This is a genomic window from Saccharopolyspora sp. NPDC000359, from assembly GCF_040300525.1.
GTDB lineage: Bacteria > Actinomycetota > Actinomycetes > Mycobacteriales > Pseudonocardiaceae > Saccharopolyspora.
On record NZ_JBEPDU010000008.1, the window covers coordinates 145,406 to 155,609 of the forward strand.

At 71.7% G+C, this 10,204-nt stretch carries 9 protein-coding genes; 7 read left to right on the top strand and 2 right to left on the bottom strand.

Going from position 1 to position 10,204, the window contains the following annotated elements:
- Nucleotides 1-61 precede the first annotated feature (61 nt).
- Entirely contained in the window at nt 62-1,078 is a 1,017-nt protein-coding gene (locus tag ABT324_RS08300; RefSeq protein WP_351173664.1) for an Lrp/AsnC family transcriptional regulator, read from the top strand.
- A gap of 179 nt (nt 1,079-1,257) precedes the next feature.
- The gene (locus ABT324_RS08305; protein WP_351173667.1) at nt 1,258-2,079 is read left to right on the top strand and encodes a class I SAM-dependent methyltransferase; all 822 of its coding nucleotides are present in this window, start codon (nt 1,258-1,260) and stop codon (nt 2,077-2,079) included.
- On the opposite strand, the gene ABT324_RS08310 is transcribed toward ABT324_RS08305, so the two are convergent.
- Complete coding sequence (locus tag ABT324_RS08310) at nt 2,042-3,127, bottom strand: DUF418 domain-containing protein (protein ID WP_351173671.1); 1,086 nt, start codon at nt 3,125-3,127, stop codon at nt 2,042-2,044. The two genes, ABT324_RS08305 and ABT324_RS08310, sit on opposite strands and share 38 nt — an antisense overlap.
- Before the next feature lie 146 nt (nt 3,128-3,273).
- Nucleotides 3,274-3,783: a MarR family winged helix-turn-helix transcriptional regulator gene (locus ABT324_RS08315; protein ID WP_351173674.1), complete on the bottom strand. Its 510-nt coding sequence runs from the start codon at nt 3,781-3,783 to the stop codon at nt 3,274-3,276.
- A gap of 308 nt (nt 3,784-4,091) precedes the next feature.
- On the opposite strand from ABT324_RS08315, the gene ABT324_RS08320 reads away from it, so the two are divergent.
- The 5 genes from ABT324_RS08320 to ABT324_RS08340 all read left to right on the top strand — a co-directional run bounded on the left by ABT324_RS08320 (nt 4,092) and on the right by ABT324_RS08340 (nt 9,907).
- A complete protein-coding gene (locus ABT324_RS08320; RefSeq protein WP_351173677.1) occupies nt 4,092-5,333 on the top strand; it encodes a cytochrome P450 in 1,242 nt (413 codons plus the stop codon).
- A gap of 558 nt (nt 5,334-5,891) precedes the next feature.
- Nucleotides 5,892-7,124, top strand: coding sequence for an amidohydrolase (locus ABT324_RS08325; RefSeq protein WP_351173680.1), 1,233 nt, complete (start codon nt 5,892-5,894; stop codon nt 7,122-7,124).
- 61 nt (nt 7,125-7,185) lie between these two features.
- Nucleotides 7,186-7,536, top strand: a complete 351-nt coding sequence (locus ABT324_RS08330; protein ID WP_351173683.1) for a VOC family protein — start codon at nt 7,186-7,188, stop codon at nt 7,534-7,536.
- Between the two features lie 89 nt (nt 7,537-7,625).
- Complete coding sequence (locus tag ABT324_RS08335; RefSeq protein WP_351173686.1) at nt 7,626-8,243, top strand: TetR/AcrR family transcriptional regulator; 618 nt, start codon at nt 7,626-7,628, stop codon at nt 8,241-8,243.
- Complete coding sequence (locus ABT324_RS08340) at nt 8,240-9,907, top strand: FAD-binding dehydrogenase (protein ID WP_351173689.1); 1,668 nt, start codon at nt 8,240-8,242, stop codon at nt 9,905-9,907. Before ABT324_RS08335 ends, ABT324_RS08340 begins: the two co-directional genes overlap by 4 nt.
- The last annotated feature ends 297 nt before the right edge of the window (nt 9,908-10,204 follow it).

A 10,204-nucleotide genomic window follows, 5' to 3' on the forward strand; every position in this document is an offset into this window, starting at 1 on the left:
GAGTTCTAAGTGGCGCATCTATTCGATATCGGTGCTGAGAGTGGGGGTAGTATCACCCGCCGTGGGTGGTGACTACGTGCTGGACGACCTCGACCTGGACCTGGTGGCCGCGTTGCAGGAGGCGCCGCGCGCGCCGATCAACGCGCTGGCCGACGCGGTGGGCAGTTCGCCGAGCACGGTGGGACGCAGGTTGCAGCGCCTGCACGCCGAGCGGCTGCTGCGGGTGATCGGCCAGCTGGACTGGACGTTGATCTCCGACACCCACCCCCGGCACGTCTGGATCACCACCGCACCCGGGCGGCTGCAGGACGTCGCCCGGCAACTCGCCGAACTCCCCGAGGCGCAGTACGTCGCGATGACCACCGGGCGCGCCGACGTGTACTGCACCGTCCGGCCGCTGCGCCGCGAGTCGGTCAAGGACCTGCTGACGCAGCGCATCCCCTCGGTGCCCGGCGTGGCGTCGACCCAGTCCGACCTCGTGCTCAAGCCGTTCGGGCGGGCGGAGGCCTGGCGCGTCGACCGCCTCGACGACGCCCAGCGCGCCACCCTCGCGCCGCACCGCATCGCGCCGCAGGAAGTCGTTGAGCCGCAGGCTCTTTCCGAACAGGAACGGGAGGCGACCCGGCTGCTGCACGCCGATGCGCGGCTGACGTCGAGCGACCTGTCCCGGGCGCTGGGTGTCAGCCAGTCCACCGCGCACCGGTTGATCGCCGGGCTGCTGGAGCGGCAGGTCGTTCGCCCGCGCGTGGAGGTGGAGCCCGCGCTGCTGGGGTTCCACCTGGAGGTGACGTTGTCGTTGTCGACCGAGCCCGGCTCGACCGAGGCCGTGGGGCAGGTGCTCGGACGGCACCCGTCGGCCCGGTACGTGTCGATGGTCGCGGGCAACGCGACCGTCATCCACCAGGGTGTGTTCCGCGGGGAGGCGCACCTCGCCGACTTCCTGTCCGGAGACCTGGCCGCGCTGCCGGGAATCCGCTCGGTGGAGGTCTCGGTCGTGCTGGACGTGCTGCGCCGCTACTGGATCACCCGCACCGGCACCCGGCTGGGGCAGGTGCACTTCCCGTTCGACCCGCGCTGACCGGAGCTTCGATCCGCTGACGCGCCAGTGCTTTCGCTCCGGTTCGGTCCTGCCGGGCTCGCTGATCAGCGCTTCCGGAACCGCTGAATTCGGGAATCGTTTTCAGGTAATCTCGGTGGTCAGCTGATGGTGGAACCCCGGCCGTGGCCGGAGCTCGACGGCACTTCTGGAGGACGGCTGTGGATGCGGACGAACTCGGCGCGCGGTTCAGCGCGACGTTCCGGGAGTTCGCCGAGTGCACGCCCCTGGTGTGGGGACCGCTGGGCGACGAGCTGGTGACCGACGTGGCACCAGCTCTCGGGGACCGGGTGCTCGACGTCTGCTGTGGAGCCGGGGCCTCGGCGCTCCCAGCGGCCGACGCAGCCGGCCCCACCGGTTTGGTCGACGCGGTGGACCTGGCGGGCGGTCTGCTCGCGCTGGGGGAGAAGTTCGCGGCGCAGCGGGGGCTGGCGAACGTCCGCTTCACCGAAGGCGACGTGACCGCGTGGCAGCTCCCGGACGGCACCGACGCCTACGACGTCGTGCAGTGCTCCTTCGGCATCTTCTTCCTGCCCAACATGGAAGAATCCGTTCGGCGCCTCGTCGGGTTCCTGCGGCCGGGCGGGAAGTTCGGCACCACGGTGTGGCGGGCGGGCGCGCTCGAGGACTTCGGCAAGGCGCTGTTCGACGTCGCCGAGCAGTACCGGCCGCAGGAACGGCGGCCCGGCGACGGCCCGCCGGACCCGATCTCGCGGATCAACCGGCCGGAGCTCCTGCTCAGCTGGCTGGGCGAGATCGGGTTGGTCGAGCCGTCGGTGCGCACCGTGGCGCGGGCGGTGCCGCTGACCCCGGAGTTCGCCTGGGCGTTCGTCCTGGGCAGCGGCTTCCGCCGCGCCGTCGAGGGGCTGGCTCCCGAACAGGTTCGCGCGCTGCGCCAGGACTTCCTGGCGCAGCTGGACGAACGCGGCATCCAGGAGCTCGACATCACGACCCTCGTCGGAGTTGGTCAGCGGCCGAGCTGAACGGCCGGGGCCTGCGGCGGAAGTCGACGACGCGCCACCAGGTCGCGCAGCGCCACACCCACTCCAGCGGACCGTACTGGAACCGGGCCAGCCACCAGCGGCTCCACAGGACCTGGACCAGGATGATCCCGGCGGCCATCGCGAGCAGCAGCTCCCACTTGGTGGATTCCCACATCTCCAGCAGGTGTCCGAACGGGAGGATCAACAGGGTCGCGGTGACGTAGTTGGTCAGCGCCATCTTCCCGAGCGGTTCGAGGACCGGCGACAGCACCCGCCGGGCCGGGGTCCGCAGCACCAAGAACAACCCGGTGGAGTAGGCGACCGCCATCAGCAGACCGGCGGTGGCGGACGCGCTGCTGAACCCGGCGTTCAGCGGGTTCTGCTCCTGCACCACGAGAGCCCCGACCGAGGCGACCGCGGAGACCGCGAACACCGCGGCCAGCTGCCAGCCGAGGTCCTGCAGCTTCCCGGGCAGCCCGGACTGGGCCAGCGCGAACCCGGTCAGCAGCAGGCCCGGGATCAGCAGCATGCCGCCGCTGGTGAAGGTGAGCGGGGCCACCACCAGGGCCAAACCGACCGGGAGGTTGGCCTGCCACGGCAGGAAGCTCATCGGCAGCAGCACCGCCAACCCGAAGACCGCGTAGGGCAGCAGTGCTTCGCCGGGTTGCAGCAGGTGGTGCAGGATGCCGAAAGCGACGAGCACGAGCAGGCGGCGCAGGAGCACCACCCGCGGACGCGCCGTGCGTTGGCTGGCGTTGCCCAGGAAGATGCCGAACCCGACCCCGAACAGCAGCGAGAAGACCGGGAAGAAGCGCTGCTGGACGAACATGTCCAGGGTGTGCGGGATCGGCAGCTTCTGCAGGTCGACGATGCTCCGCAGGTACAGGATCTGCCCGATGTTGACGAACAGGATTCCGCACAGCGCGAGACCGCGCAGCGCGTCGAGCTCACCGATGCGCCGACCGCCGGAGGAGGCGGTGAGGCGCACCGTGGGTGCGTCGGCCGGCGGCGCAGCGCGGCCGGGGGCGTTGGGGATCGGGGACTTCATGCCGCCAAGTCTGCGCTCGCCGCGGGGTCCGGCGGCACGGCTCATCGGCTCGCCCACATCGGTCAGGTGGCCGATTCCTGACATGGCCGGCTCGGCCGATCGGCCGAGCCCGGGGAATCGACCGCGCGGCGCTGGTCACACCGGGCTCAGCCCCACTGCGCGACGACCGGCCGGTACGCCGGGCTGACGACCGGCGGCTCCCCGCCTGCCTCGGTGAACGCGGCCAGCGCACCCACCAGGCCGCGCCGCGCGGCGGCGGGCATCCGCTTGACGATCCGCGCGATCTCCGACCGGCGCCGCGCCGTGACCTCGGCCACCACGTCGGCGCCGTTCGGCGTCAGGGCAACCACGTTCTCCCGGCGCGAGGTGGGGTTCGGCCGCCGGTCGACCAGTTCGGTGCCGATCAACCGGTCGATCATGCGGGTCACCGTGGACGGGTTGACCCCCAGCGCCTCGGCCAGCGCGGCCAGCTTGAGCGGCCCGGCGCTGGCGAGCACCACCAGCAGCCGGAACTGGGGCAGGGTCAGCGACCCCTCGACGGCGGCGATCGAACGCGCCGAAACCGCCACCAGCAGCCGGGATGCGGTCAGCACCGCGTCGGTGACCGCGTCCACGTCCTCGACCGCCAGGTCGCTGCTGATCTCCGCTCGGGCCATGTGCTTGTTCTACCTCATCAGGATTTCCGGACACGACACGCCGGGACCGCGTCCGGGTGTAGGTTCCGACCAGCGCCCCGGCTTTCCGCCCAGTGCGGTGGAAACCGCCCCGGCGGTGCGAAGTGGACTGGTCCAACCACCGACTGTTGCACTTGGCAACACTTGCTCGGGGCAAGGTAGAGTGGCGGGTCGCCTGCGGATCAAGGACGCGGCGCGGGGCCGCCGATCCGGCCGGGGAACCGGCGGCGGTCGACTCGGGAACACCAAGTTCGATGGGGGTTTTGACAGTGGGACGCCTTCGGTCCGCGATGACCGGGATCTTCACGCGCTTATACCTGGCGCGAGCTCGCCGGAAGGGGCTGAGCTCCGTGCTGCCCGCGGCGGCGCTCATGCCGCTGCAGCGCACCGGCCTCGACCCGGTCCCGGCGCTCGGCCAGACCCGTGAGCGGGAGCCGATCAGCCGCCTCCCACTGCCGTTCGCGGCCAACGTCTGGCTGGTCACCGGCTACGACGAGGCGAAGGCGGTGCTGGGCGACGCCCGGAGGTTCAGCAACGACTTCACCAACCTCGTCGGGTACGCGGGCGTCACCGCCGAGGACAACCCCGGCGGGCTCGGGTTCACCGACCCGCCGGTGCACACCCGGCTGCGCCGCCTGCTGACCCCGGAGTTCACCATGCGGCGGCTCGCCCGGCTGACCCCGGAGATCCAGGCGATCGTGGAGCAGCGGCTGGACGCGATGGCCGCCGCGGACCAGCCGGTGGACCTGGTCGCCGAGTTCGCGGTGCCCATCCCGTCGCTGGTGATCAGCGAGCTGCTCGGCGTGCCCTACGGCGACCGCGAGGAGTTCCAGCAGCTCAGCGTGGCGCGGTTCGACGTCTTCGACGGGGTGGGGGCATCGCTGGGCGCGATGTCGCAGTCGATGGAGTACCTGCACGGGGTCGTGCGCAAGCAGCGCGAGGAGCCCGGCGACGGGCTGCTGGGCGCGCTGATCCGCGACCACGGCGACGAGGTCAGCGACCGCGAGCTGGCCGAACTCGCCGACGGCGTGCTCACCGGCGGTTTCGAGACCACCGCGAGCATGCTGGCGCTGGGTGCGCTGGTCCTGCTGCAGGACCGGGGACTGCTGGAGCGCGTCCGCGACGACGACGAGGTGGTGCCCGGGCTGGTCGAGGAGCTGCTGCGCTACCTCACCGTCGTGCAGGTGGCCTTCCCACGCTTCGCCCGCGAGGACGTGGAGATCGCCGGAACCCGGATCGAGCAGGGTGACGTGGTGCTGTGCTCGCTGAGCGGAGCGGACCGCGACGCGGTGCTCGGCCCGGGCATGGAGCAGTTCGACCCCGACCGCGGTTCCACGTCCCACCTGGCCTTCGGCCACGGCCTGCACCGCTGCATCGGCGCCGAACTGGCCCGCATGGAGCTGCGAGCGGCCTACCCGGCCCTGGTCCGCCGCTTCCCGGACATCCGCCTGGCGGTTGCCCCATCGGAACTGCGGTTCCGCAAGGCCTCCATCGTCTACGGCCTGGACACCCTCCCGGTGCACGTGAAGTAACCCCCGCCCTGGCAGGGCACTGCGGAGGCACCAGTCCCGCAGTACTCTGCTGCTCGCGTGCGCAGTGTGTCCGAGGCTGATCACACCGTCGTCACCGGGCTCGGGACGACGCCCGCCACCGTCCTGGACGTGCGGGTGCTGCGCGCCTCCGCCTGACCGCCCGCAACTTCCATTGGGGTGGGACAGGGGATTTCGGTGGAAATCGCAGCCTGGGCACGACGTCGGAGGAGGTAGGACCCCGCCGTGAGCCTGGTGGGGCCCGGTGCGCGACGGGACTGCTGCTCCACGCTGGTGCCACCGCCGGTCGCCAGGTGGAAGTCCGGACCACGGTTCACCTCGGAGAGGTGCCGCTCCTAACGGTAAGTCCCGCGTCGTGCAAGGGGAAACGTCCGCACGCGGTCTGTCAGTTCTGGTATACCGAAGTGGGCGGCGTGCGCGCTTGTATAGGAGTCCGGTTGGTAGCGCACGTGCCACATTCGGGTTGACGAGGTGGTTCACCCGTTCCTCGGGTGCGGAGTTCGACCCTGCTCCGGTATCCCAAATGTTACGGTCTGGCCCGTGGACCGCGACACCGGAGGGGTCATGCTGATCACCAACGTCCGCCCGTGGGGCGGGGCGCTCGCCGAGATCTCCGTCGAGGACGGGCGGATCAGCGCGGTCACCCCGCTGGAGTCCGAAGTGGACGCCCCCGCTGGGGTGGTGGACGGGCGCGGGCGGTTGGTGCTGCCGTCGTTCGCCGACGTGCACTGCCACCTCGACTCGAACCGGCTCGGGTTGCCGTTCCGGCCGCACACCGGGAGCCCTGGCATCTGGCCGATGGTGATGAACGACCGGGCGCACTGGCGGGAAGCCGAGTGGTCGGTGGCCGAACGCGCCACCTACGCGCTCGGCCGCATGATCGCGCAGGGCACGACCCGCGTCCGCAGCTACGCGCAGATCGACGCCGACTGCGGCCTGGAGCGCTTCGAGGGCGTGCTGGCCGCGAAGGAAGCGCACCGGGACCGGTGCGAGGTGGAGGTCATCGCGTTCCCGCAGGCCGGGTTGCTGCGCGAACCCGGTGTCCCGGAGCTCGTCGACGAGGCGCTGGCGTCGGGGGCGGCGGTGGTCGGCGGGATCGACCCCTGCGCGCTGGACCGCGACCCGGTGCGCCATCTGGACGTCCTGTTCGGGCTGGCCGACAAGCACCAGGTGCCGGTCGACGTCCACCTGCACGAGCCGGGCGAGCTCGGGGTGTTCTCCGTCGACCTGGTCCTGGAGCGCACCCGCGCGCTGGGCATGACCGGCCTGGTCACCCTCTCGCACGCCTACGACCTCGGTGGAGTCTCGGAAAGCACCACCCGGCGGCTGGTGGAGGAGTTCGCCGAGCTGGACGTCTCGATGGCCACGGTCGCGCCCGCGCAGCACCGCTCGCTGCCGCTCACCGACCTGACCGCGGCCGGGGTCCGCGTGGGCTTGGGCGAGGACGGCCAGCGCGACTACTGGTCGCCCTACGGCAACGCCGACATGCTGGACCGGACCTGGCAGCTGGCCTTCACCAACCGCTTCCGCGCGGACGAGCTGGTCGAGCACTGCCTGGCGGTGGCCACCCGGGGCGGCGCGTCGATCCTCGACCGCGAGCTGCCGCGCCTGACCTCGGTGGCCGACCGCCCCGGCCTGGCGGTCGGCGACCAGGCCGACCTGCTGCTGGTGGCGGGCGAAGCACCGACCGCGGCGGTGATGGACCGCAGTCGCGACCGGACCGTCCTGCACCACGGGCGGGTGGTGGCCGAAGGCTGCGAGCTGCTGGACTGATCAGCCTCGACCGGTTCCATTCGTACAAGCGGCGGGGGAGCGGAGGCACCAGGATAGGGCGATGGTCAAGCGAATCATCCCCTACCTCACCGGTGACGTCGCCGCTGCCGAGGAGTTCTACACCGAGGTGCTCGGGCTCGAGGTCGCGATGGAGGACCCGGTGCTGTGCCTGCGGTCGCCGGAGAACCCCTCGGCGCAGCTGATCGTCTCACCGCCGGGCACGGAGGTCCCCGAGCCGCGGTTCGGCATCGACCTCGGCGACCCGGCCGCGGTGGACGCGGCGCACGCCGAGGCGGTGCGCCGCGGGCTGCGCATCGTCCACCCGCTGACCGACGAGCCCTGGGGCGTGCGCCGCTTCTTCGTCGAGGACCCCACCGGCGAGGTGGTCAACGTGCTGGCCCACCTGCCCTGACCAGGAGTCGGCGTTCCCGCTGGTCCGAGACCTTCCGATGCGCCGGTGCATCCGATACGCTCGTGCATCCGCGATCAGGGAGGGCTCCGGTGGTGGCTGCGCAGCGGCGGGTGACCAAGCGGCGGGAGCAGACCCGCCAACGGCTGCTCGACGCCGCGCTGGTGGTGTTCGCCGCCGAGGGGTTCGGGCGCTCCACCATCGAGCAGGTCTGCGACCGCGCCGGGTACACGCGTGGGGCGTTCTACTCCAACTTCGCCTCGCTGGAGGAGCTGTTCCTCGCGATGTGGGAACGGCACTCGCGCCGGATGGTCGCCGAGGTCGAAGCGGCGCTCGACGCGGCGCGGACGGCCGGTGTCGACGACGTCCGCACCGCAGTCGAGCTGCTGTTGGACGCGGTCCCGCTGGACGACGAGTGGTACCGGGTGACCGCCGAGTTCAGCGCGCACGCGCTGCGGAACCCCGCGCTGCGGCGGGTCGTGGTGGCCCGCGAGGAGGCGATCGCGGCCGCGATCGTGCCCGGCATCGAGGCTCTGCTCAACCGGATCGGGCGGCGGGTGCCGGACCCGGTGGCGCTCGGCCAGGCGCTGGTCGCCGTGCACGACGGGACCACCGTGCAGTGCCTGATGGACCCCGGTGACCCGGCTGCGCACCGGCGCCGGGTCGACCTGGTCGAGCACGTCGTGCTGGCCTACAGCGTGGAGGGATGAGCGTGGACACCGAACCTGACGTCATCGTGGTCGGCGGCGGGCTGGCCGGGTTGGTGGCGACCTACGAGCTGGTCCGGGCCGGGCGCCGGGTGGTCGTCCTCGACCAGGAGAACCGCGCCAACCTGGGCGGGCAGGCGTTCTGGTCGCTCGGCGGGTTGTTCCTGGTGGACAGCCCGGAGCAGCGGCGGCTCGGGGTGCGGGACTGCTACGAGCTGGCGCTGCAGGACTGGCTGGGCTCTGCCGGTTTCGACCGCGACGACGAGGACTGCTGGGCGCGCCAGTGGGCCCGCGCCTACGTGCGCTTCGCGGCCACCGAGAAGCGCCAGTACCTGCACGACCTCGGGCTGCGGTTGACGCCGCTGGTCGGCTGGGCCGAGCGCGGCGGCGGGGTCGCTGGCGGGCACGGCAACTCGGTGCCCCGCTTCCACCTCACCTGGGGCACCGGCCCCGAGGTCGTCCGGGTGTTCGCCGAGCCGGTGCTGGCCGCCGAGCGGCGCGGCCTGGTCCGGTTCGCCTTCCGCCACCAGGTCGACGAGCTGGTCGTGCAGGACGGCGCCGTGGTGGGGGTGCGCGGCACGGTGCTGGAGCCCTGCGACGCCGACCGCGGGGTGGCGTCCTCGCGCGTCGCGGTGGACGACTTCGAGCTGCGGGCCAAGGCGGTCGTGGTCGCCTCCGGCGGGATTGGGCACAACCACGAGCTGATCCGGGAGAACTGGCCGGTGGAGCGGTTGGGGCCGTGCCCGGAGACGATGATCTCCGGGGTGCCCGCGCACGTGGACGGGCGGATGATCGGCATCACCGAGGCCGCTGGTGGGCGGATCGTGAACCGGGACCGGATGTGGCACTACACCGAGGGGATCCACAACTGGGACCCGATCTGGCCGGACCACGCCATCCGGATCCTGGCCGGGCCCTCCTCGCTGTGGTTCGACGCCCGTGGCGAGCGGATGCCCGCGCCGTGCTTCCCCGGGTTCGACACCAACCGGACCATGAAGCAGATCCTGTCCACCGGGTACGACTACTCGTGGCTGGTGCTCACCCAGTCGATCCTGGCCAAGGAGTTCAGCCTGTCCGGCTCCGAGCAGAACCCGGAGATCACCGGCAAGGACCTCAAGCAGACCCTGGCCTCCCGGCTGGCCAAGGGCGCGCCGGGCCCGGTGGACGCGTTCAGGAACAAGGGCGTGGACTTCGTCGTCGCGGACAACCTGCGCGAGCTGGTGGCGGGCATGAACGAGATCGCCCGCGGCCCGCAGCTCGACCACGACGAGATCGAGCGGCAGATCGTCGCCCGCGACGGCGAAGTCGCGCACAAGCACACCAAGGACTTCCAGCTGATGGCGGTGAACAATGCCCGCCGCTACTTCGCCGACAAGGTGTCGCGGGTGGCCAAGCCGCACCGCATCCTCGACCCGGCGCACGGCCCGCTGATCGCGGTGCGGCTCAACGTCCTGACCCGCAAGACCCTGGGCGGTGTGCAGACCAACCTCGACTCGCAGGTAATCGGCCCGGACGGCGCACCGCTGCCCGGCCTGTACGCGGCGGGAGAGGTGGCCGGTTTCGGCGGCGGTGGCGTCCACGGCTACAACGCCCTGGAGGGCACCTTCCTCGGCGGCTGCATCTTCTCCGGCCGCGCGGCCGGTCGTGCGCTGGCCCGGAGCCTGTGACCGTCAGCGCTCGGTGCCAAGCCGCTCGACGCGCGGCTGGCTGCCCAGGTCAGGGGCGCTGTGCGGACCCTCACAGCGCACAGTGGATCCGGCCGTGGCGAGCGCGGCGGTAGCATCCGGCGAGCTGGGAGAACACGGTCGGCGGGAGTCCAGGTGGCGCAGCGGATTCGCGCGGAACGCGCAGCCGAGCAGGGGCAGCGGTTCAAGCAGTTGCTCCACGAGCACGTCCAGGTCCTCCACCTGCTCGACGACGCGGCCGCGCTGCGCGGCCTGGCGCGGCGGGTCCGCGAGGAGACC